This is a genomic window from Lacticaseibacillus salsurae (assembly GCF_045862175.1).
In the GTDB taxonomy this organism is placed as follows: Bacteria; Bacillota; Bacilli; order Lactobacillales; family Lactobacillaceae; genus Lacticaseibacillus; species Lacticaseibacillus salsurae.
In genome coordinates this window covers 15,598-40,426 of record NZ_BAAFZI010000004.1, presented here as the reverse complement: position 1 = coordinate 40,426, position 24,829 = coordinate 15,598, and the positions used below count along the sequence as shown (strand labels likewise).

Here is a 24,829-nt window from a genome sequence, read left to right as displayed (position 1 = left end):
ATTTAACGGGCCAGATATTGACGCTCTTGCGCCTTCACGCCAGTCAAAATAAAGCGCCCGGCAAAATACTTCGGGTCCGCTTGATAATCATCGGCGGCATAAGGCACTTTGTCTTTGAAAACTTGTTCATATTCCGCCACAGATAACTGAGTACGCTCGGCTAACAGTTTTGCATGTTCAACTGGGGACACGTGTTGCTCAAACCCAGGCACCAACGTTGCTGAGAAGAACTCACCAACCGCCCCAGAGCCATAAGAAAACAGCCCTAACGTATCACCTGCTTGCAAACTGTCATCTAATTCCAACAGCGACAACAAGCCCAAATATAACGACCCTGTGTACAAGTTACCGATGCGCCGAGAATATTGGATCGAGCGATCATAATGCGCCAATAAATCGTTTTGTTTGCTTTCATCCACTTCTGGCAAAGCAGTCCGCAAGGCTTTTAAGCCCATTTTGGTGTATGGCAAATGGAAGCACAGCGCCTTGAAATCCGCCAGCGTTTTGCCAGTGGTGGCTTTGTAGCGGCCCCAAACTTGCTGGAAAAAGTCGATATATTGGGCTGTGGAATACTTGCCTTTGGCCAAGGCAGTATCTTGGTACACCGGCCGCCAAAAGTCCATGATCGAGTCGCTACGATACACCGAATCATTATTAAGCACCAAAATTTTCGGATCTGCCGCCACGATCATGGCCACTGCACCAGCACCCTGGGTGACTTCCCCGCCTGTTGCTAAGCCATAACGGGCAATGTCAGACGCGATCACCAAGGCTTGTTGGTCCGGATGCGCCGCCACAAAATCGCGCGCCATCATCAACGCCGCAGTGCCGCCATAACAAGCTTCTTTGATCTCCACGGCTCGCGCCCATGGGCTGAGGCCCAACAGTTTTTGAATGTACAGTGCGCCGGCTTTGGACGCATCGATGCCAGTTTCTGTTCCTAAGGCGATCAAGCCGATGTGGTCATTTTCAGTCAAAATGCTGGCAGCAGCCTCTGCACCCATGGTGACGATGTCTTGAGAACTTGGGGCGACGGCTTGTTGATCTTGACCGATCCCAATGGTGTATTTATCTGGTTCATCCCCGCGGGCTTTGGCCAATGCCACCAGATCAACAAAAAATGCTGGTGTGGCCATGCCGATACGATCAATTCCAATGTTCATTGTTGTTCCCCTTTTTGATGACGAATAGCCGCTAACAGCTGTTTGGCAGTCGCCAGATCTTTTGATTGTTGCTGCAACGCTTGGGCGACTTGTTGGATCTCGCTGCCGGTGGCGCCAGCTTGGATCGCCAAGGCGTTGGCTTGCAAGGCCATGTGCCCCGCTTGAATCCCAGGCCCAGCTAACGCCCGCAGCGCCGCGAGATTTTGCACCAAGCCTAACGCCACCAACACTTGTTGCAAAGTGGCAACGTTGGCATAGTGCCCTAAGCGCTTGGCGGCTTGGGCGGCTGGCAAAGCGCTGATCGCCCCGCCAACGACCCCGACTGGCATGGGCATGGTCAACTCGCCGATCAATTGATCAGCGGCGACGTGCCACGTGCTTAAGCCGACATACTGGCCGCTTTTGGCGGCATAAGCATGGGCGGCGGCACTGACGGCGCGGGTATCATTACCACTGGCCAAAACAGCCGCGGCAATGCCATTCATAATCCCTTTGTTGTGGGTCACGGCGCGGGCGACATCGACTTGCGCCAAATCACTTAATGCCGCGATCTTGCGCGCAATGGTCGGCCCGTCGGTGGTTTTGGTTTGTAAAGTGTCAAGTTTCAATGCGACGCGAGCTGTTGTGAGTTGCTGGTCTTCATTGCTTAAAATCGCCACCAACGCAACTGATTTCAGCCATTCACTGAGTTTGGCGGCGACAGCTTCACAAATCGTATTCACGATATTGGCGCCCATGGCTTGTTGCACGTCAATGGTCAAGCTCACCTTCAAAAAGCGATCGATCAGCGTCACCGCAACGGTTTGCAACCCACCACCACGCCGCACGATCGACGGATGAGCGGCATCGGCAACCTTGTTGAGATCGGCGGTGCGTTGGGCGATCAACGCTTTGGCGGCAAGTGGTTCTTGCAGATGATCAAACACGACTTCCCCAACGACCAAATGGGCACTGGTGGTAGTATGCACGCCGCCATTTAATTTGGCGATGCGCGCGCCATTTGACGCTGCGGCGATCACAGAAGGTTCTTCAGTGGCCATGGGCACTTGATACGCTTGACCATTGACCAACAGATCTTTGGCCACGCCTAAAGGTAAGGCGAACTGCCCGATTTGATTTTCACTTAACGCATCGGCGATCGCTGCTGGCAAGCCAGTATTTTGCGCCCAGAATTCAGCATCTGCTGGCAACAAGTCGCCGGCTTTGACTAACGCATCGCGGCGTTGCGCCGGCGTCATTTGGTAGAATTTCACCATTAGCGACTCACCTGCATCGCCACTGCCATCCCGCCACCGATACATAGCGCCCCGATGCCAAGATGTTGTTTGGTTTGTGCCAGTTCATGCACCAACGTCACCATCAAACGCGCGCCACTGGCCCCAAGCGGATGGCCTAACGCAATGGCACCGCCGCGAGGATTGACCCGCGTCAGATCCATTTTCAAGTCGCGGGTGACCGCCACGCTTTGAGCGGCAAACGCTTCATTTAATTCCAACGTGTCGATGTCACTTAAGGCAGTATCGGTTTTGGCCACCAGTTTTTCGATCACAGATTTCGGCGCATAGCCCATGATCCGCGGTGCAATGCCGCCTTCAGCAAAGCCATCGATAGCCGCCAACCACTGCAAACCTAACGCTTCGGCTTTGCTTTGTTTCATTAAGATCAACGCCGCGGCGCCGTCGTTGATGCCACTGGCGTTACCGGCTGTGACGGTGCCATTGGCGCGAAATGACGGGCGCAAATGCGCCAGTTTTTCGGCACTGGTGTCTGGGCGTGGGCCTTCATCAACTGCCACCACCACATCGGCTTTGCGCTGATGCACCGTCACCGGCGCGATCTCATCGGCAAACGCCTCGTGTTGTTGGGCGGCGACGGCTTTTTGATGGGAGGCCAAAGCAAAATCGTCTTGTTGTTGGCGCGTCACTTGATATTCGGTGGCGACATTTTCGGCAGTGATGCCCATCGGCTCATGGCTGAAGGCGTCAGATAAGCCGTCTTGCATCATGCCATCGACAAACGACACATCGCCTAACTTATGGCCATGGCGCATATTCGGCGCATAAAATGGCGTTTGGCTCATATTTTCCGTGCCGCCGGCTAACACGATTTCGGCATCCCCCATTAAAATGGCACTTTGACCTAAACGGATCGCCTTTAAGCCGCTACCACAAACTTCATTGATGGTCATCGCCGTGCTGGTGTTGGCCATGCCGACACCTAAAGCAATTTGTCTGGCCACATTTTGGCCGGAGTTGGCCTGCAGCACATTGCCAAAAATCGCTTGGTCGATTTGCTCTGGGGCGATCCCAGCAGCAGCGATCGCCGCTTGGCTGGCGGCTTTGCCTAATTCGACTGCTGATACCGAACTTAACGCGCCGCCGAATTTCCCGATCGCGGTTCGCTTAGCACTCACAATGACAATGGTATCCATAACATCCTCCAAATCGTTGCGTCGAAATTCCCGACGGATAAGAAATTGTACCTTATTAGTATACGCGACTCGATTGCAGTTTCAAAACGCCGTTAAGAAATCTTAAGTTGGGTACAATTATTTTGATCTACCCCACACAAAAAGGCTTGATCATTTTGCCGACCAAGCCTTGATCGTTATGTTAAATCGACACCAACCGGTACCACGCGCCCGTCTTGATACACAAACACCGCACCAAAGATCCCTGGTCGCTGTTGCCAGCCTGGAATTGGTTGCCCGGCAAAAAACAAACGCTTGGCTTCAGTTTCTGCGACCACGGACTGCTGGGCAAAAACCGTCACCCCAGCTAGCTTGGTTTGCAATGGGTGGCCGGTGCGCGAATCCAGTAAATGGTGATATTGTTTGCCATTCACCACCAAAAAGCGCTCATAAATGCCGCTAGTCACTGCCGAACAAGCCGGTAAGATCGTGCGGCCCACTTCTTCGTGCCGTTGCGCTTGCGGATCTTGTACGCCGATCACCCACTGGCCATCGGCGCGCCTTGGCGACCGGCCGACAAATACCAAGTTCCCGCCAAGGTCGATGATCCCACTGGCCACACCATAAGCCCGCCAAAGATCCGCGATACGATCGGCGATCTCCCCTTTGGCAATGCCACCAAGATCCAACTCCATGCCCGGTTTTAACAACGCCACACAGCGCGTGGCATCATCAAGTTGCACAAGGCTGGGATCGATCAACGCTTGGCGCGCTTTGATGTCAGCTTCTGCTGGCACATGGGCATCTTTAAACCCGATGGCCCATAATTTCACTAACGGGCCGATCAACGCATTAAAGCCATAATTTTCGCGACTGGCCAATACCGCGCGTTTCACCAACTGGTAAGTCGCCGGCGACACTGCCACCGCATGGTCGCCAGCGGCGTGGTTGATGCTCATCACTTCAGACGCGCTGCGATTGACCGTTAAGCGATTTTCATAATCTGCCACTAACGCCATAGCCGCATTAGCCGCCACGTCATTCAACTCGCCAAAAGTCGTTAAGGTGATGGTGGTGCCTAAGCCGTACCCGACTTTGACGCGTTTGTCCAAGTTCGACATTAGTGTTCAGAAGCCCCGCTCGTCGCATCTGGCGCTGGTGTGTCGTCAGCTGGCGCAGCCGTGTCTGGTGCAGCAGCGTCTGCTGGCGCATCATCATGAGCCGAAGCGCCACTGGTGGCGTCAGCGTCTGAAGCGTCATCATGGCCAGAAGCCCCACTAGTCGCGTCTGCTTGTGAAGCGTCAGTGGTGCCGTCGCTGGCACCCCAGGCACCTTGATCATAGAAGTTCAAAATGTGTTCTACGCTGCCAGTGAATTCGATGGTGCCAAGATATGACCCATCGATATCACGCAAAGCATAATATTGGATCAACACGCGATGGCCATGCATCACCAACGGCCGCGAAACTGAATCGCGCGACCCATCTTTAAAGGAATTGATGATCTTCATCACGATCGGCAAAGCCTTTGGTGGATGGCATTCTTCGACAGTTTCTCCAATTTCGTTGGGATAGCGCACATGTTCACGGTTAGGTTTGCTGGAATACCACGAGAACTTGTCGTTATGATCGATCAAATCGATTTCAAATGGGATCGTCGCAAAAATTTGTTGGACTTCGCGGAAACTCAAAGACCCAGTGGGAAAATGAATATACGCGTCATCTAAATAAGGTTGTTTTGGCATCGAATCGTCCTCCTTAGGGGCAGTGGTTTCAACGAAATCAACAAAATGATTAAAGTAGCTTTCCAGTTCAGCACGGACGCTGGCGCTGGTCACATTGCCATCGACAAACACTTTAGCGGCATTGCCGATCAACATTTCATTACCAGATAACGTATACGCATCACAGTCTGGGCTCGCTAAGATCTGGCGCAAATGTTCTTGCGCGCGCGCAGACGCTTGCGGCCCATAGCTGGTGCCGACGATCATCGCCGGTTTGTGATACAACACATTATGCTTGTAAGACACCCATTCGATGGCTGACTTTAAGGCCGCGGGGATCGAGTGGTCATATTCAGGCGTGGAGAAGATCACCCCATCGGCGTTTTGGATCGCTTTTTTAAACGTCCAAACCGCCATATCTTGCGGGGTATCAATGGAAAAAGCCGGCAGTTGATCGATTTCTAAGATCTTAATGTCTGCCATGGCTTGAAAGTGCTTTTGCATGTATTGTAGCAACAAGCGGTTATAAGAAAAATCGGCATTGGTACCGACAATCGCAACTAATTTCATGCTTGTGCCTCCTGTGCTGCTTGATGCATGGCGACGAAATCTTTGAACCCGTTATAACACAACGTCAAAAAGTCGATCGTGCCTTGGTCTTTCAAGTCGCCAGCGTCATCAAACGCCTGATTGGCAGTGCCTAGCAAAAACTCATTGCCAGGAAAGACTTGGGCAAATAACCCTGGTGAATCTAAGATCTGACGTAAGTGCAGTTGTGCCCGTGAAGAGCCTTGCGGATAAACTGACGCCCCGACGATCATCACTGGTTTGTTTTTAAACGGGTGCAAGCGATAAGATTCCCATTCGATCACAGACTTCAAGCCACTTGGCACACTGTGGTTATATTCAGGACAAGCGATGATCACCCCATCAGCCGCTTCGATTTGTTCAGCGAGTTTCACAGCCGGCTGAGGATCAGTGGCTGGATGATTTTCATTGAACATCGGAAAGTCTTTGATCTCAACTAAGTCCAGTTGGTCTTGGTCAAAATGCCGCTGCATAAACTGAAGCAGTTGGCGATTGACGGAATGGTTCGCGTTTGAGCCAACAATTGCGACAAACTTCACATTAATCACTCCTTACGATTACAGTTTCGGCGTAAGCCATTACCATTGATTGTAACTCATCCCGCACATATTACCAACGCCGCATCCTGCATAGACTTATGCCAAAACTTGGTGTTTCTTGTGAATATCTAGGCAAGCACCTGCCACTCGGCCGAAAATCTGCGGGCTGCGACAAAAAGTACTTCGGCGGGCTGGTCATGGAACGCTATGGCGCTCGTCGGAGCTAACTTTGCAAAAATCGCAAAGTGGATCTCCTTCTCGCTGGGGTCTAAGCGGTAAACCGCTAAGACCCCCACGGCTGATGACCAGCCCGCCTACGCACTTTTTGCCTCCGCCCACAGATTTTCTATGTGAGTATTTTGATACTACATATCTCGGTACTTAGCATCACTAGGTACCAGCCTGATCACTTTGCAATTTGGGCGTGACGGTCAAAGCAGGATCGGTTTCCACTAGTAGGCATTACATACTAGTGGCAGTGCTCGCACACTAGGTCGTTTGAATTTGGGACGGAGGCTGGCGTGTTGTGGCATGGTGAGAATGCTGTTGGCGATTTATCGCCTACAGCATTCCGCAAGTCGAGATCCAGCGGGTGGGGAGCGTAGCGACACATCCCGGTTAGCTCGGCTGAGGACCCTCACTTTGCCACAACGCGCCAGCCGGAGTCCTAAATTCAAACGACCCGCCGAGATTAAAAAACATCCGCTTACAACCTACTTCGTGAAAAGGCTTGCGTTACCTATTGCCTTATTAGTTAATATTCTTTAAAATAATAGTCGTGATTGTATCACGCTTACATAACTTTTTGGAGGAAACTTTACCTATGCGTAAAACTAAAATCGTTTCGACGTTAGGCCCAGCATCCAATGACTTGAAAACCATCAAGGCCTTGATCAATGCTGGCGCCAACATTTTCCGCTTCAACTTCTCTCATGGCGATCACGCCGAACAACTCGGCCGCATGAACTTGGTCAAACAAGCCATGAAAGAAACTGGCGTTAAAGTTGGCTTGATGCTAGACACCAAAGGCGCCGAGATCCGCACCACCGCCACTGCCGATGAAGGCAAGATCGCTTATAACACTGGCGACAAGATCCAATTGTCCATGAATACCGGTAAGCTGTCTGAAAAAGGTGCCGTCGATATCACCTATGCAGGCTTGTATGACGACGTTGAAATCGGCCATCACGTTTTGTTTGATGATGGGTTGTTAGACACTGAGATCATCGCCAAAGATCCAGTGAAGCGCGAATTGACCCTTGAAGTCCAAAACCCAGCCGAACTTGGCTCGAAAAAAGGCGTCAACTCCCCTGGCGTTTCCTTACAACTCAAAGGCATCACTGAAAAAGATAAAGACGACATTCGTTTTGGCGTCAAGCAAGGGATCAACTTTATCGCGGCTTCTTTTGTCCGCAAAGTGTCTGATGTTCAAGAGATCAAAGAAGTGTTGGCCGAAGTCGGTGGCGAAGATGTGTTGATCATCCCTAAGATCGAATCTCAAGAAGGCATCAACAACGCTGACGACATTTTGGCGGTGGCTGATGGGTTGATGGTCGCACGTGGCGACATGGGCATCGAAATTCCTTATGAAGAAGTCGTGGCGGTGGAACAATCCTTGATCCACAAGTGCAACTTAGTCGGCAAGCCAGTGATCACAGCAACGCAAATGCTGGACTCCATGCAAGAAAACCCCCGGCCAACTCGCGCTGAAGTGACAGATGTGGCCTTTGCGGTATTACAAGGTACCGATGCCACCATGCTTTCTGGCGAATCTGCCAACGGCGATTACCCCGTCCAATCGGTCCACACGATGGCTGTGATCGACGAACGCGCCGATCGCATGTTGCCTAAGCACTCTCCAGTATTAGATGAATTGAAGCAATCTGGCTCCATCACCACCACCACTGCGATCGCCGCAGTGACTGCCGCTGAGCGCGTCAACGCCAAAGCCATTATCGCCTTGACTGCTAGTGGCTACACGGCGCGCCAAATCTCACGTTTGAAGCCACAAGCGCCAATTTTAGCCGCAACTTATGACGAACGCACCGCTTCAAGCTTGTTGCTGTCTTGGAATGTGACCCCAGTGGTGTTTGACAAAGGCAAGTCTTTTGAAGACTTAGTTGCTGATGCTGAAGCCAAGTTAGTGGCTTCTGGCGAACTTGAACCTGGTGACGTGGTGGTCATCGTTGCTGGTTTGCCATTATATGAACCAGGCTCCACCAACAACGTCATGTTGCGTCGAGTTGCCCAATAATCACCAATAAGCTGTCGAGGCCTTGCTCGACAGCTTTTTTTTGCCAAAAAAATCAGCAACGGCGCTGGCCATTGCTGATTTTCTTTATTTCCGCGCGCGTTGCTTTTTGACAAAGTCATGGACTTTGCCATGTGAGTGATGCAAATGGCCGGTGAAATATTCCGCCACTAGCGCATTGATCACCCCACCGATCAACATCAACATCGCCGAGAAGTTCAGCCACAGCAACAACACCATTACCGTGCCTAACGTCCCATAAGAAGTAAAACGGGTGCCAAAAAAGCGCATATATAACGAAAAGACTTGCGCCAAGCCTAACCAGCCAAGGATGGTGAACGCCGCCCCGGGTAAGATCGTCCAAAGTTTCATTTTGACATTGGGCAAGAAATAATCCACCGAGCCGATCACCACGATCAGCGCAGACACCGTCACTGGCCATCTTAAACTATCAAAAGTATTGAGCCAATTATCTGACAAGCCCAATAGCGGCACCACCCATTCCAAAAACTGCCGCCCAAAGGTGAACGCCACCATGACCAGGCCTAACGCCACGATCAATAAGAAAATGATCAACATCGAAATGATCCGTTGCACAAAAAAATTCTGCGGTGGCGTGACCCCATACGCTTTGTTGAAGCCATTCTTCAACCCATTGATACCCAAACTGGCAGCCCACAAGGTGGCAATAGCCCCAATGGACAACGCTGAGCCTGAAGTCGAATTCAACAAGTTATGAATGATCGGATCGATCCAACTCATGATGTCGGTGGGCACCACTTGCTCCAAGTAATCTGCGACGCCATCATACGAAAAGCCAAATAACGGTAACAAATTTCCAAATAAGATCAACATGGGAAACATCGACAACAGCGTATAAAAAGCCAGCGATGCCGCCGTCATCCCCAATTCCGCATCGGTGAAGCGGCGCATCGCTAACTTCAAGAATTCACGCAACTTCACGCGCTTGGGCAGCTTCATTGTGGCCAAAGGAATTTGACCTTGGGCAATGGCTTGCTTTTGGGCTTCAGTCAACGCCTTGGGATGCTTGTCACTACGGCGTTTCAAGCGCGCCTTAGACATAAACTCAGCTCCGTTCTAGTAGGCTTTGACAACATTGCCATTGGCATAATAAAAATACATATGTACCGCAACGCTTGAGCCATCCACTTGGGTTTGGTATAACCCCACTTCATATGCTGGCACGCCAGCGTAATCGGTAGTGTAATCGATCACCGAAACGTTATCGATACGGGTGTCATCATAGTCGCTGGGATTTTGCACCATATGCGCCCGCACTGCTGATACCGCTTTGACTTTGGGATCAACCGCAGCCACTTTTGAGGCACTTGACGCACTGGCTGCTTTGGCGGCACTAGCGCTAGATGCTGAGGCGCTTGCTGCCACGCTGGCACTGGACGCACTTGAGGCACTCGTTTTGGCGGCAATGCTTGATGACTTGCTGAGGGACTCAGACAAGCTTTTGGCTTGTTTGGACACGGAGCGGGCTTTTTTCAACCGCGACGAGCGCACTTTTTTGGTAGGCTTTTTAGGTTGCGACTGGCTGCTTGAAACCGCAGTTTGAGCAGCTTGGGCGCCCATGCCAAAAATCGGCAACACGCGATCATACACCAATACCCCAGCCAATAACACCAGCACCACCACGATTTGTTTGCGCGCGGAACTCACCACATGGGCTAAGCGACGTTCTCGCGTGCGCACATATTTCTTCTTGCCAGCCGCGCGAAAGCGTAGATAAAAGCTGATCAACACGATCACCAATAAGCCCACTAACACCAATTCACGCAACAACATGTTATGTAGCAAACTTGCCGCCATAATGACCCTCCACAAAATCCCTAATAAAGTCATTATACCAGTGTGACCCAGACACGACTAGTATCACCCCAGCCAAAAAAATAGCCCAAGATCACCTTGGGCCAATACTTGACCGAACATTCACTTAGTCAACAAAATCTGGTAAATACCGCATCAACAAGGCTTCAGCGACTGTGAATTCTCCGCGGTTTAAGGCCGCGATGATCTCACCAACTTGCGCCAACAAGTCAGCGTCGCTACCAGCAACTTGGCTTTTTTCTGCGGCAAACCACTGTAGCCAAAGGGTCAAAAGCGCCAACAAGTCGGGATCCACGTGCCGCTTTAACGCCTCAAATAGCGCCAACAGCCATTCCCCATCGATTTGCACCAACAGCCAAAACATTGGTAGCGCCGCTTCTGGCATCAACGTTTGGCTCAAAGGCCAATAGGCACGAGTCAAGCGGGCGCCAAAAATTTCCGTCAACTCGTCTTCAGTCAGACCATGCTGGCTGGCAAAACTGCTCAACACCGTTTGAAAAGCCAATGCAGACATCGCCAACCAGTTTTGCCGCGCATGCCAAGAAAAATACCGCAGTGCAGATGCATCCAGTTGCTGGCCCAATTGCTGAAGTGCAGGCAAACTCGTCAAGGCTTCTGACTCACTTAACGCCACAAGTTGATCGGCGTGCACAAAGCGCGGATCGACGTAGATCACCCCATCGCCACCTGCTATTGGATCAAACATAGTAGCAATGGCGCGCGCTAAATCCACTTCTGCAGGCGCTAACGGTTGGCGCGCTTTTTTGCTCACCAAATACGCCTCTAACACCATCGGCAAATTCAGCGGATGGCGCCAATCAAGGGTGATCTCACTGTCAGCGTTGATCAGATGCTTGATTTGATTGGCAAAGGTATTGACCATGATCACCGCCTCCTTATCCACATCTTGATGAGACGCCTCATGATAATCGCGATCGCGATGCCTGTCAAGTCAGACGCTTGCGGCGACAAAAAAGTCGCAGTGCCTAGGCATCACGACTTTATGTAACTTAATAAGCCCCGTTTGGTTTGATCACGATCACAAAGGTTTTCAAAATGATCGCCAGATCCTTGGACAAACAAGCGGAATTGATATATTCAATATCCAACTGCACCATTTCGTCAAAGCCCACATCACTGCGGCCACTGACTTGCCACAACCCAGTGGCACCAGGCGTCACGCATAAGCGTTGCTTGTCGTAATCGGTGTAAGTCGCCACTTCGCGCGGCAACGGTGGCCGTGGCCCGACCATGGACATATCCCCGCGCAACACATTATAAAGTTGCGGCAGTTCATCAAGGCTATATTTACGAATGATGCGCCCGATCTTGGTGATACGCGGATCATCTTTGATCTTGAACATCGCGCCAGTGGTGTCATTTTGTTTGGCAAGTTTGTCGACCATTTTATCCGCGTTGGCGACCATTGAACGAAATTTCCACATGCGAAATTCACGGCCATTGCGGCCGATACGCGTTTGTGAGTAAAAAACCGGCCCTTGCGGATCGTCAAGTTTAATGATCAACCCGATAATGGCAAACGGAATGGCTAAGATCACCAACCCGCACGCTGACGCGACAAAATCAAAAGCGCGTTTGATCGTTAAATAAGCCGGCGACAAACGCTCAGGCGCCGCGTGTGGTCGCGCTTTATGTGAGTTTAATTGCGTCGATGTTTCCAAATTTGGTTCCCCCCGTGTGCATTTGTGACTATTCACAGCTTAAGCCAATCTTAATCATTATTCAATAACCTTTACTTAAATCGCGCATGTAAACGTTTTCTTCCGTGGTTTATAACCTGCAGTCACAACTTGGAGTATTTTTTTTGCCTTATCCCGTATCAAAATCTTGCCTAATGGTCATGTCACCCTAACAGAATAACGGAGAATGTTATACTAACGCATAGTTAAATTCTGCTGAAAGGTAAGCGATTTTCCGGTATAATGAAACTATGTCAAATCGATTTAAATTTACAGCTGAACAAGTCGCTGAATTAGAAGATGCTTATCGCACATACACTGATGATGGCAAGGCCCATCGTCGTATTCAAGTGGTCATGCTTCGCGCCCAAGGCACTCGTGTTAAAGCTGTCACGGCAGCGACGAAAGCCTGCTCCTCAACGATTACCGATTTTACGAATCGGTACCTTGAAGAAGGAATCCCAGGCCTTCTGAAGACAAAACACAAGGGTAATTATCGGTTCTTGACCAAGGAAGAAACGCTTGAATTCTTGGCCAAGTTTGAAGAAGACGCAGCCGCAGGCAAATTGATTACAACCAACGAAATGTTTGAAGCTTATCAAGAACGTATTGGCCACACTGCCAATCGCAATGCTTTTATCAGTATGCTTCATCGCTTTGGTTGGCGGAAGGTCAAGCCACGTCCACATCATCCCAAACAAGTCGACGCTGAGACAATCGAGGCGTCAAAAAAATTAACGACAAAATCCAAAAAGCAAGAAAACGGTTACTGCATGACTTGGATTCACGAGACGTCCTTGTGATGTTTGAAGATGAGGCTGGTTTTGGTCGTATCTTCAGACCGGCTTCTTGTTGGGCGCGTCTGGGCGTACGTCCAAACGTAGCCGCTCATCACATTCGTGAAATGCGTTATGCCTTTGGGGCGGTCGCACCACAGACCGGTGACAGCTTCTTCCTGGCACTGCCGTACTGCACAGTAACGTGCATGAATCTCTTTTTACAACAGTTATCTGATCAGTACCCAGACAAGATGATCATCCTGATTTGCGACAATGCGGTGTGGCATAAAGCGCGGGCGCTGTTTATTCCTGCGAATATCGAGATGCTATACATTCCACCCTATACGCCTGAGATGAACCCGATTGAAAGAATTTGGCGAGAATTTCGGCGTCGAGGATTCGTTAATCGCGTATTTCAAACCTTAGAAAAAGTAGTAGATAGGCTTTGCGAGGTCATACAAGGATTAACCAAATCGGATGTTAAATCGATTACGCATACTGCTTGGTTGATTGAACCGGATTTAACTATGGGCTAGTATTAATGCCGTCAAACATTTCGTCTTGTTGCGGTCATTTTTTTCCTTTCGACAAAAAATCATCATAAAAAACAGCCTGACAATGATTTCGTCAGGCTGCGTGACTTTAATAACTTCCAAAGACATGCGTGTAAAAGGACTTCTCGCCGGTATCTCGGGCGACAAACGCTTGGATCCCACCAGTGGATTGAATTTGGATCTCGATCTTAGCGCCGCTGGGCAGATCTTTTTGCGCGGTGGTGGCCACATATTGCGTGAAGGACTCGATTTCCGTCAAGCCGTAAAACTGGGTATTGATGGTGATATTCATCCCAGTCAACTGCCCAGATTCATAATGCGTTTGGGCGGTGACGCCAGCTAACGTCGGGAAGAAGTTCTCGATTTCATCGGAGAAATTCGAAAAGTCGTTGGCTACCGTTGAGTTGACGGCTTTTTCGTTTTCAACAACGGGCAACACTTGATTCTTTTGATCGATGGTCTTCCATGAACTCAAGTTAGTTCCAGAATCGCTGGTGGTCGACGCAAAGAAGGTGCCACCGACTAAGGCATCTTGATCGGCATTTTTATACAACGCCACCACGATCGGTGTGGTGCTGGACACGCCGCCCATTTTGCGAATGCGACTGACGACGGTGGCAGCCATTTGCTTGCCGTATTTTTCGAGATCAGCTTGGGGGATCTTGGTGGAATATGTGGCGCCATATTGCTTTTTTTGATAGTAATAATACTCATTCATCCCCAAAGCAATGGAAATGCCGCCAAGTTTCATCGATTTGCCACTAGTTTGCATATAGTCTTGTTCCAAGATCGTGGCTAAATACTCTGGTTTTGCGGTTTCGTAATTGGCAATGACCGCCCCTTTTTGGCCATTTTTATATTTGCTGGGGTTTAAGCCATCTGGACCTTCAGAACCGGTATCGTCTTCAGTCGCGGCTTTGCGCATCAGCCAGCTTTTGGCAGTGGCAGTGGACAATAGTTGCCCTTCTTGCAAGGAGTACTTGTTAGTGGGAAAATGCGTCATCGAAATCGACTGCAAGCCCGCTTCCATCGACTTAATGTTGTAAGTATTGGCCCCTTGGGTATTGGTGCTGATGGTCAAGCCGCGCGCCGAACTGGTTTTGTAAGTGCCGTTTTGAATGACCCCTTGATACATCGAGGAATCCACTGACCCAGTTGTTTGGTATTTGCTGGTACTGGTGCCGCTACCGCTGGTGGTACTGCCGTTGCTATCTGAGCTAAAACTCAACTTGCCACAACCAGCCAACACGATCACTAATCCGACCAGCGCCACTACTGCCTTGAATTTCTTCAAAATAATCAATTCTCTCCTTGCAACGTGTTTTTCAATGTCGCCTCATCCATCACGGTGATCCCTAAGCTTTGGGCTTTGGCCAACTTGCTGCCAGCTTTTTCACCAGCCACCAGCAGATCCGTTTTCTTAGAAACTGATCCGGTGACTTTAGCCCCTAGCGCTGTGATTTTTTTGGTCAACTCAGGACGCGAATAATCCGCAAACGACCCAGTGATCACCACTGTTTTACCGGCAAAAAAGCCGTCAGTCGCGACTGCCTGTCCACTAGTATAGCGCATGTTGACGCGCGCATCGCGCAATTCTTGCAATAATTGTTGCGCGCCAGGCATGGCAAACCACGCCACCACTGCTTCGGCAATGATCGGGCCGATCCCAGGCACTGCAGCGATCGCGTCGCCATCTGCGTGACTTAGCGCATCGATGGTTTCAAAATGCGCCAGCAACAATTGCGCCGCTTTGCCACCGACATGGCGGATCCCTAATCCAAATACTAAGCGTTCCGCGGAGTTTTGCCGACTGTTATCAATGGCATTTAAGAGATTATTAATCGCTTTTTCTTTAAACTTATCCAACCCCGCCAAGTCTGTTGCCGTCAGTTGATAAAGATCTGCCACATCATGTACCAAGTCTTTGGCCATCAGTTGGGCGATGATCTTAGGGCCTAAGCCATCGATATTCATCGCATTGCGTGAGGCAAAATGCGTCAGTTGCGAGGCCACTTGGGCTGGACAGCGCGGATTCAAACACCGTAGCGCCACTTCGTCATCCAAATGCACCAAGGCTTCACCGCATGACGGACAAGCCGTTGGAATTGCCAATGGCACTGAATCTGACGCGCGCCGATCGACCAATACCCGCGACACTTCAGGAATAATGTCGCCAGCTTTATGCAACATCACCACATCGCCTAGGCGAATATCTTTTTGTTGGATCTGATCGACATTGTGCAACGTGGCGCGACTGACGGTAGTACCAGCCAGTTGCACAGGATCCATCACTGCCGTCGGGGTGACCACACCAGTGCGGCCAACGGTCCATTCGACATCGCGAATGGTGGTTTGGGCTTCTTCTGGTGGGAACTTATAGGCGATCTCCCAACGCGGCACTTTGACCGTGTTGCCTAATTGCGCTTGCAAAGCTAAGTCGTTGACTTTCACCACGATGCCATCGATACCATAAGCCAATTGATCGCGATCAGCAGTTTGCGTGGTGATATACGCATCCATGGTCGCCAGATCTTTGGCCACGACACTAGACGGGTTGGTGGCAAAGCCTAATTTTTGCATGAAGGCGATGGCCTCGTGTTGCGTGCGTAGCTGATATTGCGCCGGATCGATCACCGTATACATGAATGTCGCCAACTGCCGAGCTTTGGTGATTTTGGCGTCTAATTGGCGCAAAGACCCCGCAGCGGCATTCCGCGGATTGGCAAAAATGGCTTGGCCTTCTGCTTCGCGACTGGCATTCAATGCGGCAAAGGCGGCTTTTGGCATGTAGCATTCACCGCGCACTTCAATGTTCAGCGGCTCAGGTAAAGTTTGAGGAATATCTGGAATCGTGCGGACGTTTTTGGTGACGTCTTCGCCAATGTTCCCGTCACCACGCGTTGAGCCTTGCACCAGCTGGCCATTTTCGTACACCAAAGACAAGGACAAGCCGTCAATTTTCAATTCCACATTGTAATCTACTGGCTGATCGACACCAGCTTCCAAGCGCTGGGCCCAGTCTTGCAGTTCTGCTAGCGAAAAAACGTCGCCCATGGATAACATCGGGATCGGATGTGGGACTTTCGGCAGATCTGAATTTGTGGCCCCGCCGACTAATTGGGTCGGCGAATCCGACCGCACCAGTGCGGGAAACGCGGCTTCAAGCTCTTGTAGCCGGCGATATTGTAAGTCGTATTCATGATCTTCCACTGTTGGCGCGTCTTTGGTGTAATATTCGTCGCGCCAAGTATTCAATTGCGCCACTAAAGCATCGACTTCAGCTTGAGCGGTGGTTTGGGTATAATCACTGATCGGCTTTTGCGCCATGTTCAACTCTCCTTATCTTATCTGTGAGTTAGGCCGGTGGTTTGAATTTAGGACTCCGGCTGGGTGGGGTAGCCATAGTGAGAGTCCTCAGCAAAGCTACGGGATGTGTCGCTACGCTCCCCACCCGCTGGATCTCGACTTGCGGAACGCTGTAGCTACCCCACCCAGCCTCCGTCCTAAATTCAAACGACCTACGCGACTTGTGCCGCCTGATATCTGGCAACTACTCGACATGCTGCAGGCACTAGTAGGTAATGCCGACTAGCGGCAACCTGATCGTTGATTCAACTTCACTAGCCAAGAAAAGCTGTGGGCGGAGGTGAATTGGCATAACGGCAGGAAACTGACCAATTGCCGTGACAGTGAAATCAAGGATGACGCCGAACTTTGGCGGCATCCGCAGATTTCACCGGCAGATTTTGAAACAGCGAACTTTGCTGGTTCAAAATCTAGGCGTAAGAACATCGGCGGGTTTTGCCGATTTCTGAAGCCGGCCGCACGGCAACTTGGCCAGTTTTCTGCAGTGGCGCCAATTCGCCGCAGCCCGCAGCTTTTCGGCACGCCACTAAGTCAGGCTTTTTTGATCGGGGCAAAAGCAGCCAACAAACGCTTGACGCCTTGTGACGCAAACGCGATATCAAGCTCTTGATCTTCACCTGAACCGTTGACTTTCACCACTGTGCCTAAGCCCCACTTGCGGTGCGTGACTTTATCGCCAGCAGCCCAGTGTTCGCTACCAGCATCAGAGGTGGTTGTGGCGGTGACTTTTTTGGCCTTGGTGCCAACTGGATGCCGCGAGTACGTTGGCGTTACGGCACGCTGAGTCCGATTGATGAATGGAATATCGGATTTTGGTTGGGCCTGACCGGCAGTTTCCAATAACTCGGGATCGATTTCTTCAATAAACCGACTGGCTGGGTTGTTTTGGCGTTGACCATAAAGCATGCGCCCATACGCGTTTGAAATGTAAAGCTTCTTTTGGGCGCGGGTGATACCCACATAAGCCAAGCGGCGCTCTTCTTCCAGTTGCGTTTCATCCATTGCCGCCCGACTCAGCGGAAACAAGCCTTCTTCCATCCCCACCATAAACACCACTGGAAATTCCAAGCCTTTAGCCGCGTGCAAGGTCATCAAGGTCACTTCTTGAGCATCTTCTTCGATGCTATCTTGATCCGATAATAACGCCAAGTCAGCTAAGAAGTCGACAAAGATGTCTGAATTTTCGTCTTCAGGTTCGTAGCGGTCATCAAATTGCTTCGTCACTGACAGCAACTCATTCAAGTTATCGATGCGGGTATCGGCTTCAATGGTATTGGCCACTTTTAACGTTGGTAAATAGCCGCTTTCATCTAAAATGTGTTGCATCATTTCGGTGACCGTGAAGTCTTTGCGCTGTACCGCCAGTTTTTGCATGGTCGTGCCAAACTGCGCCAAGCCTTTGCGCGCTTTGCCAGACACTGGGGTGAGTTCGGCGTTGCTTGCCGCTTCCAGCAGGCTCCAACCATTTTGGGTGGCAAAAGCTTCTAGTTTTTCGATGGACGTTGACCCGATCCCACGCTTAGGTTCATTGACGATGCGGTTAAATGACATGTCGTCATCTGGGTTGATCACCAAGCGGAAATAGGCCAACGCGTCACGAATTTCTTTGCGGTCATAGAACTTGTGGCCGCCGACCATTTTGTACGGAATATTACTTTTGACAAAAGCTTCTTCAATCGATCGTGATTGGGCATTGGTGCGATACAAAATCGCAAAGTCGCCATATTTGCGATGCTCATCGCGGATCTGCGCTTCGATTTGTTTGATCACGAAATACGCTTCGTCTAATTCCGATTGGGCGCGATAATAGGTGATTTTTTCGCCTTGCGGGTTTTGGGTCCACAAAGTTTTGACTTGGCGCTGTTGGTTGTGTTTGATCACGCCATTGGCCGCATCCAAAATCGTTTTAGTAGAGCGGTAGTTTTGTTCCAGCAAGATCACTTGGGCGTCTTTGTAGTCATCTTGGAAGTCCAAAATGTTTTGCATATTCGCGCCACGCCAGCCATAGATACTTTGATCCGCATCCCCGACCACACAAAGATTGCGATACCCTTCTGCCAACATGTGCACCAGTTGATATTGGGCTTCGTTGGTATCCTGATATTCGTCGACGTGGATATATTGGAATTTACGTTGGTAAAATTCAAGCGTTTCTTTGTCCTGTTGGAACAATTGAATGGTCATCATGATCAGATCATCAAAATCCAGCGCCTGATCGCCGCGCAGACGCTTTTGATACTCGCGATACACATCAGCAGTGATTTTTTCGATCGGACCGCCGGCTTGTTTTTGATAGTCGTCTGGCGTTAATAAATCGTTTTTGGCATTGGAGATCGCGCTTAAAATACCTTTAGGATCATAGCGCTTGGGATCCAGATTCATATCCGCCAAAATGTGTTTCACCAGCGTTAATTGTTCTGCTGGATCAGCGATCGTAAAGGCCCGATTCATGCCGAGTTTTTCAATGTCGCGGCGTAAGATCCGCACACAAAGCGCATGGAAAGTCGACACCCACACATCCCGCGCCACTTCAGCGTCTAATAACTTGCCGACGCGTTCTTTCATTTCCCGAGCGGCTTTATTGGTGAAAGTGATCGCCAAGATCCGCCAAGGGTTGATATTTTTTTCTTCGATCAAATACGCGATGCGATGCGTTAACACCCGCGTTTTACCAGAACCGGCACCAGCCATGATCAACACTGGGCCTTCAGTTGCCAATACCGCCTCAGTTTGCTTGTCGTTCATGCCGTCCAACATTGGAACAGTCGCCATGGAATAATCTTCCTTTCGTCTTGCAGTCAGTTAGGGTAATTGTACCAAAAAAGCGGCGGGCATAACAGCATCACAAACATATGTACGTATTTTTTACACCAAAAAAGCCCAGCGATCACAAGCTGGGCTTTGCGTGTGGATTTAATCCCCTAACCGCTTTTCACCGGTGAGTTGTTGAATGGCAGAAATATCTTGCGTGACTTCCAAACACCCTAAATAATTAGCGTCCACATCACGAATGGCAAAATAACGAATATAGATCATTTTCTCGCCGTGCAAGTTGATCCAAAAATCCGCGTGATCTTGGCGACCGGCGTGAAAATCACTTAAGATCTTTTCGACTTTATCCACTGACTTTGGCGGATGACAATCTTTGACCAAACGGCCGATCACCGCCGTTGTCCGCGGAAAAACCCGCTCACCAGAATCTGAAAACCAGCGCACCGTATCGGTATCATCCACAAACGTGAGGTCTAAGGGCAATAAGCGCAACACATTGGTGAGTTGATCAAGATCCATCGATCCCGTTGGCAACAGCACCCGCGCTGGGTGGCTGCCATCGATTTCAATGCGGCCAGAAGCACTGCCTGACGTGGCGGCGCCAAAAACAGTAGGCCCAGCATGGCGCTTAGGTTTCGGGCGTTGCACAGAAATCGATGGGCCGTGCACATCGTTATCCCCGTCGGCAGTTTTGGCCGCTTGCAGTTTAGCCAGCGTTTCTGCCGGCGCAGTGGGCATGGAGACGCCTTGGTGGATCGCTTTTAGCACATCGCGGTCGCTAGGTTCTGGTGCACGATCAGAGGCTAACGCTTGAGATTGCGCCAATTCTTCTGCCATCGCGTTGAGTTCTGCCGCCATTTTGGAAGGCTTGGGCTTTTGCGCCAATTCAGCTTCAGTCGGCTGCCAAGGTAGCGGGTCGGCGATCAACGTGTAGCCAATGTCGCCTGATTCGCGCTGGATCATCGCCCAATCAGCGGCGGTGAAGATCTCAAGGGTCATCGGCAACATGATCTCTTCTTCTTTGAACACCATTTCGTCGACTTCTTTGGCGGCTTTTTCGATCGCCGCTTCAATGGTGTAAGCGTCAGGAGTTGGCGTGGTGGTCACCAGCTTTAAGGCGGCTTTGATCCAGCCGCGGATCTCATCATCAACGCCCCACATCACTTTTGGCGGCGCGGTGATGCCGTATTTGGTCATCAGTGGGAAGATCAAGTTTTCTTTGCGCAAATAATGGTGGTCGATTTTGGTCAGATCCGCTAGCGCATTTTGCATGCGGTGGCGCAGTTCAACATCGCTGCCAGCTTGTTGCCACTTTTTCAAGGTCGGTAACAACTCGTCATTCAGCAAACTCATCAACACGGTGTTTTCCAATTTCAACACTTGCACTGGGTGACCGGGGATCTCTTCGCTCGGCGTTTTGCTGTGCTGGTTGATCTTACCGCGAAACACGGCGGCGTGGACGTTACACAAGGTTTGAATCTCCATGGGATTCAAACCAGTAGCGATCAGTTGGCGTTCAGCGTTGGTGATCTCTGAAACGTCAACTTGATCAAAAGTCTCATCAAAAATCTTTTTAGCTGCTTCAAATGACCCGCCTTGATGCAACATTTGCAAGATCTCCACGATTTTTTTCTGGCGGTCGATCGCATGGGTTTCAGTCATGTTGCACCTCAAATCCCGCCGCTGCTAACTTTTGAGTCAACTCGGCGATGTCGATGTGTTTCATTTTGGCACCTTTGCGCAAAGTCATCAAACGCCCGACTGTGTGCAATAACTTGGGATCCGTGACCCCATCTAACCCCATCGCCACCATCACGTCAATGATCGCTGGCGTTTGGGTGACCAAGTCAAAAACTGGGGTATCTAAGTTGATCGTCACCATGATAGCGCCTCCTTTTTAGCTTTATTATACCCGCAAAGATAACTATTCGCTATCTTTATTGTGCCAAAGTGTGATTGACAAATGTCGATGAAAGCGCAAAATATTGACGATGTTATTTTTCAGAAAAGAGTCTGCAGATGCAAGTCCTCGCCCGTACTTTCTCGTCTTTAAAAAATCCGAATTTCCGCTATTTTTGGCTGGGCCAATGTGTTTCCGTGATGGGTACTTGGATCCAACGCACCGCCCAAACTTGGTTGGTGTATCAAATGACCAAGTCTGCTTTGCTGGTGGGGATCTTAAGTGCGTGTCAGTTTGCTCCGATCTTAGCGTTGACGTTAGTGGCAGGCACGTTGATCGACCGCTACCCTAAACGGCGCATTTTGATGCTCACCCAAGCAGGATTTTTAGCCTTAGGCGTGATCATGACTGTGATCGTGTTGACTGGGATCGTCCAATACTGGATGGTCTTGCTGATTGCGTTAGGCTATGGGTGTTTACAAAGTTTTGACACGCCGACGCGGCAATCGTTTGTGGTGGAGTTAGTCGGTCACAAAAACTTGATGAACGGCATTTCGTTGAATTCCACGGTGTTTAATTTGGCCAAGATCGCCGGTCCTAGTATCGCCGGCATATTGATGGTGAAGTTTTCCGTGGGGATCTGCTTTTTAGTCGACGCCGTGTCTTATTTGGCGGTGCTGTTAGGCTTATTTTTGATCAAGCAAGCGCGTGTGGTCGCCACGCCTTCCAACAAACGCGTTTGGGAAGATGTCAAAGATGGCTTGCAGTATGTTTGGACCCATGCAGAAATTCGCTTAAGCGCCATTTTCATGCTGATCATTTGCACTTTGAATTACAATAACAATGTCATCATCCCGATTTTTGCCAAAGAAGTGCTGCATTCCGGCGCGCAAACTTATGCCAATTTACTTTCGGCCACAGGCGTTGGGTCGCTGATCGCCGCTTTTTTAATGAGCTACTTGGCACGGTTTGGCTTGCGGCGAGATTTTTATTTGGTCGTGGCTGTAGGCACCGCGAGTTTACAAGCGTTGATGCTATTGATCCGGCAAACGGACTTGGCCATGGCGATGATGGTGCTGATCGGCTTTTGTAATATGATCTTTTTGAACCAGTCCAATGCCAGTTTTCAATTTGACATCCCCAATCACCTCAGAGGGCGGATCATGTCCGTGTATGTGTTATTGAATCAAGGCACCACCCCGATCGGCAGTTTGTTTGTCGGTTCCGTGATGGATGTTGCCGGCGGATTATGGGGTTTCCCCGCTTGTGGGCTATTGGCGTTAGCCTTGCTGTTGCCGATCATGATGCGCAATCGTCACATGATCGCCGGTTGGCTACATATCGGGAATAACTCGACAAATTCTTGAAAAAGGCTTACATTTAAAACAAAAAAAGAAGGCATATGCCATGCATGAAATTCCAGAAACATTAGCCCAAGCCCAAGCTTTAGCTGACAAACTCAACGAACCTTTAGACGCCGTGATCCAAGGCGGGTTGCGCAACTGGGCGCAACAATTATTGGATGAAGGCGTTGAAGGCGGCTACTTAACCGCGGTATTCACTGAAAAAGGCTTGGAGGTCAAAGATATCAACCAAGAACATCTTTTGACTGAAACCAGCTTACTCGCTTCGGAACTCGTCCCGCGGTTTAAAACCGAATCTCACGCCACTTTGTTGTTGATCCAAACCAAGATCCGGCAGCTGTTTGATTCCGGCAAGCTCCATTAATCGTGCCTCAAAGAATTTAAGTGAAGACCAAACGCCCGTCATGGCAAGCCGAAATTTCAGCTTGCCATGACGGCCGTTTGGTCTATTTCTTAGTAATGAAAATTCTTCTTCGGGGATTTAAAGCTGGTTTGTTCAAACACTTGATTGAATTGCGCCATCACCACTTCAGGCAATAATGGCGAACCTTGCAAGTAAGCATATAGCGCATAAGTGGTCACTGCATCATACACGGCACCATGCGCCAAAATATCTAGCCCCAAGTAATTGCGATATTTGGCCAAGCCCACATCTGGACCGCCTGGCATCGGTCCGCCGGCTTTGGCGATTTCTGCGACATCTAACAAGCGCCCAGGCGTGGCATACAACCCAAATTGCCGCTGCATCACCAACAAGTCCCCGCCTTTGACCGCAAAGCCTAACAGCGGATCTTTGCCGATGAAGTTTTGAAATTCAGTCAGTGCGGTGCCAGCTGGGCGGCCATAGCGCATCAACAAGCCGGTATGGATCCCAGTCAACGATTGTGAGCGGGAATTCAAGCGCATACCATGTGGAATCTGCACAAAGCAGTCGAAAGTATCGACGATGCGCGCATTGCGGACTTTGATCGCGCCGATTTCCGTGGCGAACTGGCCTTCTTGCTTGTTGCCACTGGAAAACTCCAGATCAAACACGGTATACGCGTCCGGTCGCCCACCAAAAGGCTGTAAGATCGGGCGTTGCGGCGTGAAGGCAGGCGCTGGCGTTTTAGGAAAATGCCGCGTTTTTAACGCTTTGGCCCGCCCTAACACATCGCGTTGTAACCCGGCTTCTGCCACACCGCGCCGGGGTTTGGCTTTGGCGATGGAAAGATCTTCCATATGCCGCAAAGACGAAAATGCTTGCGCCCATGGGGTCAGCATTTTGCCATGGGTGTAAGTCACGCCATATTGCGCCATCAACGCCACAGTTTCTTCAGCAAGTGGGCCAAACAAGCGCACCTTCACCGGTTCTTGGTCATCGGCTAAATGCAGCTGATGCACCACCGCGCCAAGGGCTTGGAAGTGATTGGCCATGGCATGCACCAAAGCCCATTGCGGCTGTACGCTTTGCGGCAAATTCGCGGGATCCCGCAACGCTGCCACATAAGTGCGAAATAACTTTCGCACCACCCAATCGACAGCTTTGCCCGTCACTGGCAACGCTTCAAGCGTGGCTGTGGCAGTGATCGCCGGCCACAAGTCGCCAGTTGCTAACGCTTGGCCATCAAGGGTCAAGTGCACCGGCCACAAGCCGCGCAGATCAAGCGTTAAGTCGACCAAGGCAAGCTGTTGCGGGCGCCCACCGCCGATGCGCGCCAATTCTTGTAGTGCCTTGAGCAACTGATCCGCCCAGGCTTCACTAAAAGGCGCTTGTAGTGTTTGTTTCAACTCGTCCATATTGGTCTCCTTTGTGCTTATCTGTTTTATTTTACCGCAAAAGTTGACCAAACCAAAATGCGCGACAACCAGCTGTCTCGTTCT

21 protein-coding genes are annotated in these 24,829 nt (G+C 50.3%); 5 read left to right on the top strand and 16 right to left on the bottom strand.

Features of this window, described 5'->3' with window-relative positions:
* Nucleotides 1-2: 2 nt before the first annotated feature.
* The 6 genes from ACKTSG_RS02640 to ACKTSG_RS02615 form a co-directional block, all read right to left on the bottom strand.
* Nucleotides 3-1,163 carry a hydroxymethylglutaryl-CoA synthase gene (locus ACKTSG_RS02640; RefSeq protein ID WP_407891677.1) on the bottom strand — a complete coding sequence of 387 codons (1,161 nt, stop codon included), beginning with the start codon at nucleotides 1,161-1,163 and terminating at the stop codon, nucleotides 3-5.
* The gene (locus ACKTSG_RS02635) at nucleotides 1,160-2,416 is read right to left on the bottom strand and encodes a hydroxymethylglutaryl-CoA reductase, degradative (protein WP_407891812.1); all 1,257 of its coding nucleotides are present in this window, start codon (nucleotides 2,414-2,416) and stop codon (nucleotides 1,160-1,162) included. The genes ACKTSG_RS02640 and ACKTSG_RS02635 overlap by 4 nt, the downstream gene beginning before the upstream one ends.
* Before the next feature lie 2 nt (nucleotides 2,417-2,418).
* Nucleotides 2,419-3,594, bottom strand: coding sequence for an acetyl-CoA C-acyltransferase (locus tag ACKTSG_RS02630; protein WP_407891675.1), 1,176 nt, complete (start codon nucleotides 3,592-3,594; stop codon nucleotides 2,419-2,421).
* Nucleotides 3,595-3,770: 176 nt separating this feature from the next.
* On the bottom strand, nucleotides 3,771-4,694 hold the full coding sequence (locus ACKTSG_RS02625; protein ID WP_407891673.1) for an FAD:protein FMN transferase: 924 nt from the start codon (nucleotides 4,692-4,694) through the stop codon (nucleotides 3,771-3,773).
* Nucleotides 4,694-5,866 (bottom strand): NAD(P)H-dependent oxidoreductase, encoded by a 1,173-nt coding sequence (locus ACKTSG_RS02620; RefSeq protein WP_407891671.1) that lies wholly within the window; start codon nucleotides 5,864-5,866, stop codon nucleotides 4,694-4,696. The genes ACKTSG_RS02625 and ACKTSG_RS02620 overlap by 1 nt, the downstream gene beginning before the upstream one ends.
* The gene (locus ACKTSG_RS02615; RefSeq protein ID WP_407891669.1) at nucleotides 5,863-6,423 is read right to left on the bottom strand and encodes an NADPH-dependent FMN reductase; all 561 of its coding nucleotides are present in this window, start codon (nucleotides 6,421-6,423) and stop codon (nucleotides 5,863-5,865) included. The genes ACKTSG_RS02620 and ACKTSG_RS02615 overlap by 4 nt, the downstream gene beginning before the upstream one ends.
* Nucleotides 6,424-7,246: 823 nt before the next feature.
* On the opposite strand from ACKTSG_RS02615, the gene pyk reads away from it, so the two are divergent.
* A complete protein-coding gene (gene pyk, locus ACKTSG_RS02610) occupies nucleotides 7,247-8,677 on the top strand; it encodes a pyruvate kinase (RefSeq protein ID WP_407891667.1) in 1,431 nt (476 codons plus the stop codon).
* 84 nt (nucleotides 8,678-8,761) lie between these two features.
* On the opposite strand, the gene ACKTSG_RS02605 is transcribed toward pyk, so the two are convergent.
* From ACKTSG_RS02605 to ACKTSG_RS02590, 4 genes are all read right to left on the bottom strand, one after another.
* Nucleotides 8,762-9,757 (bottom strand): YihY/virulence factor BrkB family protein, encoded by a 996-nt coding sequence (locus ACKTSG_RS02605; protein ID WP_407891665.1) that lies wholly within the window; start codon nucleotides 9,755-9,757, stop codon nucleotides 8,762-8,764.
* A 15-nt stretch (nucleotides 9,758-9,772) separates the two neighbouring features.
* Complete coding sequence (locus tag ACKTSG_RS02600; protein ID WP_407891663.1) at nucleotides 9,773-10,513, bottom strand: hypothetical protein; 741 nt, start codon at nucleotides 10,511-10,513, stop codon at nucleotides 9,773-9,775.
* Nucleotides 10,514-10,637: 124 nt separating this feature from the next.
* Nucleotides 10,638-11,414: a hypothetical protein gene (locus tag ACKTSG_RS02595; RefSeq protein ID WP_407891661.1), complete on the bottom strand. Its 777-nt coding sequence runs from the start codon at nucleotides 11,412-11,414 to the stop codon at nucleotides 10,638-10,640.
* Between the two features lie 127 nt (nucleotides 11,415-11,541).
* Entirely contained in the window at nucleotides 11,542-12,213 is a 672-nt protein-coding gene (locus ACKTSG_RS02590) for a sugar transferase (RefSeq protein WP_407891659.1), read from the bottom strand.
* Nucleotides 12,214-12,482: 269 nt separating this feature from the next.
* On the opposite strand from ACKTSG_RS02590, the gene ACKTSG_RS02585 reads away from it, so the two are divergent.
* Entirely contained in the window at nucleotides 12,483-13,034 is a 552-nt protein-coding gene (locus ACKTSG_RS02585) for a helix-turn-helix domain-containing protein (protein ID WP_160529049.1), read from the top strand.
* Nucleotides 13,034-13,546, top strand: coding sequence for an IS630 family transposase (locus tag ACKTSG_RS02580; protein ID WP_407891657.1), 513 nt, complete (start codon nucleotides 13,034-13,036; stop codon nucleotides 13,544-13,546). The genes ACKTSG_RS02585 and ACKTSG_RS02580 overlap by 1 nt, the downstream gene beginning before the upstream one ends.
* Nucleotides 13,547-13,652: 106 nt before the next feature.
* Here ACKTSG_RS02580 and ACKTSG_RS02575 read toward each other — a convergent pair whose 3' ends face one another.
* The 5 genes from ACKTSG_RS02575 to ACKTSG_RS02555 all read right to left on the bottom strand — a co-directional run bounded on the left by ACKTSG_RS02575 (nucleotide 13,653) and on the right by ACKTSG_RS02555 (nucleotide 21,584).
* Complete coding sequence (locus ACKTSG_RS02575; protein ID WP_407891655.1) at nucleotides 13,653-14,858, bottom strand: CamS family sex pheromone protein; 1,206 nt, start codon at nucleotides 14,856-14,858, stop codon at nucleotides 13,653-13,655.
* Nucleotides 14,859-14,863: 5 nt separating this feature from the next.
* A complete protein-coding gene (gene ligA / locus ACKTSG_RS02570; protein WP_407891653.1) occupies nucleotides 14,864-16,891 on the bottom strand; it encodes an NAD-dependent DNA ligase LigA in 2,028 nt (675 codons plus the stop codon).
* A 570-nt stretch (nucleotides 16,892-17,461) separates the two neighbouring features.
* A complete protein-coding gene (gene pcrA, locus ACKTSG_RS02565; RefSeq protein ID WP_407891651.1) occupies nucleotides 17,462-19,702 on the bottom strand; it encodes a DNA helicase PcrA in 2,241 nt (746 codons plus the stop codon).
* 141 nt (nucleotides 19,703-19,843) lie between these two features.
* Nucleotides 19,844-21,364: a DUF438 domain-containing protein gene (locus ACKTSG_RS02560; protein WP_407891649.1), complete on the bottom strand. Its 1,521-nt coding sequence runs from the start codon at nucleotides 21,362-21,364 to the stop codon at nucleotides 19,844-19,846.
* Complete coding sequence (locus ACKTSG_RS02555) at nucleotides 21,357-21,584, bottom strand: DUF1858 domain-containing protein (RefSeq protein ID WP_407891647.1); 228 nt, start codon at nucleotides 21,582-21,584, stop codon at nucleotides 21,357-21,359. The genes ACKTSG_RS02560 and ACKTSG_RS02555 overlap by 8 nt, the downstream gene beginning before the upstream one ends.
* A 131-nt stretch (nucleotides 21,585-21,715) precedes the next feature.
* Here ACKTSG_RS02555 and ACKTSG_RS02550 point away from each other — a divergent pair, with 131 nt between their 5' ends.
* Together ACKTSG_RS02550 and ACKTSG_RS02545 are read left to right on the top strand one after the other, a co-directional pair.
* Nucleotides 21,716-22,969, top strand: coding sequence for an MFS transporter (locus tag ACKTSG_RS02550; RefSeq protein WP_407891810.1), 1,254 nt, complete (start codon nucleotides 21,716-21,718; stop codon nucleotides 22,967-22,969).
* A gap of 40 nt (nucleotides 22,970-23,009) precedes the next feature.
* Nucleotides 23,010-23,330 carry a hypothetical protein gene (locus ACKTSG_RS02545; protein ID WP_407891645.1) on the top strand — a complete coding sequence of 107 codons (321 nt, stop codon included), beginning with the start codon at nucleotides 23,010-23,012 and terminating at the stop codon, nucleotides 23,328-23,330.
* An 89-nt stretch (nucleotides 23,331-23,419) separates the two neighbouring features.
* Here the strand turns inward: ACKTSG_RS02545 and ACKTSG_RS02540 are convergent, their stop codons facing one another.
* A complete protein-coding gene (locus tag ACKTSG_RS02540) occupies nucleotides 23,420-24,745 on the bottom strand; it encodes a 3'-5' exonuclease (RefSeq protein ID WP_407891643.1) in 1,326 nt (441 codons plus the stop codon).
* Between the last annotated feature and the right edge of the window lie 84 nt (nucleotides 24,746-24,829).

Bases quoted from the DNA above. Each gene is read 5' to 3' on its own strand.
- ACKTSG_RS02640 (WP_407891677.1), bottom strand. From the start codon at position 1,163: ATGAACATTGGAATTGATCGTATCGGCATGGCCACACCAGCATTTTTT.
- ACKTSG_RS02630 (WP_407891675.1), bottom strand. From the start codon at position 3,594: ATGGATACCATTGTCATTGTGAGTGCTAAGCGAACCGCGATCGGGAAA.
- ACKTSG_RS02625 (WP_407891673.1), bottom strand. From the start codon at position 4,694: ATGTCGAACTTGGACAAACGCGTCAAAGTCGGGTACGGCTTAGGCACC.
- ACKTSG_RS02620 (WP_407891671.1), bottom strand. From the start codon at position 5,866: ATGAAATTAGTTGCGATTGTCGGTACCAATGCCGATTTTTCTTATAAC.
- pyk (WP_407891667.1), top strand. From the start codon at position 7,247: ATGCGTAAAACTAAAATCGTTTCGACGTTAGGCCCAGCATCCAATGAC.
- ACKTSG_RS02605 (WP_407891665.1), bottom strand. From the start codon at position 9,757: ATGTCTAAGGCGCGCTTGAAACGCCGTAGTGACAAGCATCCCAAGGCG.
- ACKTSG_RS02600 (WP_407891663.1), bottom strand. From the start codon at position 10,513: ATGGCGGCAAGTTTGCTACATAACATGTTGTTGCGTGAATTGGTGTTA.
- ACKTSG_RS02595 (WP_407891661.1), bottom strand. From the start codon at position 11,414: ATGGTCAATACCTTTGCCAATCAAATCAAGCATCTGATCAACGCTGAC.
- ACKTSG_RS02585 (WP_160529049.1), top strand. From the start codon at position 12,483: ATGTCAAATCGATTTAAATTTACAGCTGAACAAGTCGCTGAATTAGAA.
- ACKTSG_RS02580 (WP_407891657.1), top strand. From the start codon at position 13,034: ATGTTTGAAGATGAGGCTGGTTTTGGTCGTATCTTCAGACCGGCTTCT.
- ligA (WP_407891653.1), bottom strand. From the start codon at position 16,891: ATGGCGCAAAAGCCGATCAGTGATTATACCCAAACCACCGCTCAAGCT.
- pcrA (WP_407891651.1), bottom strand. From the start codon at position 19,702: ATGGCGACTGTTCCAATGTTGGACGGCATGAACGACAAGCAAACTGAG.
- ACKTSG_RS02560 (WP_407891649.1), bottom strand. From the start codon at position 21,364: ATGACTGAAACCCATGCGATCGACCGCCAGAAAAAAATCGTGGAGATC.
- ACKTSG_RS02555 (WP_407891647.1), bottom strand. From the start codon at position 21,584: ATGGTGACGATCAACTTAGATACCCCAGTTTTTGACTTGGTCACCCAA.
- ACKTSG_RS02545 (WP_407891645.1), top strand. From the start codon at position 23,010: ATGCATGAAATTCCAGAAACATTAGCCCAAGCCCAAGCTTTAGCTGAC.
- ACKTSG_RS02540 (WP_407891643.1), bottom strand. From the start codon at position 24,745: ATGGACGAGTTGAAACAAACACTACAAGCGCCTTTTAGTGAAGCCTGG.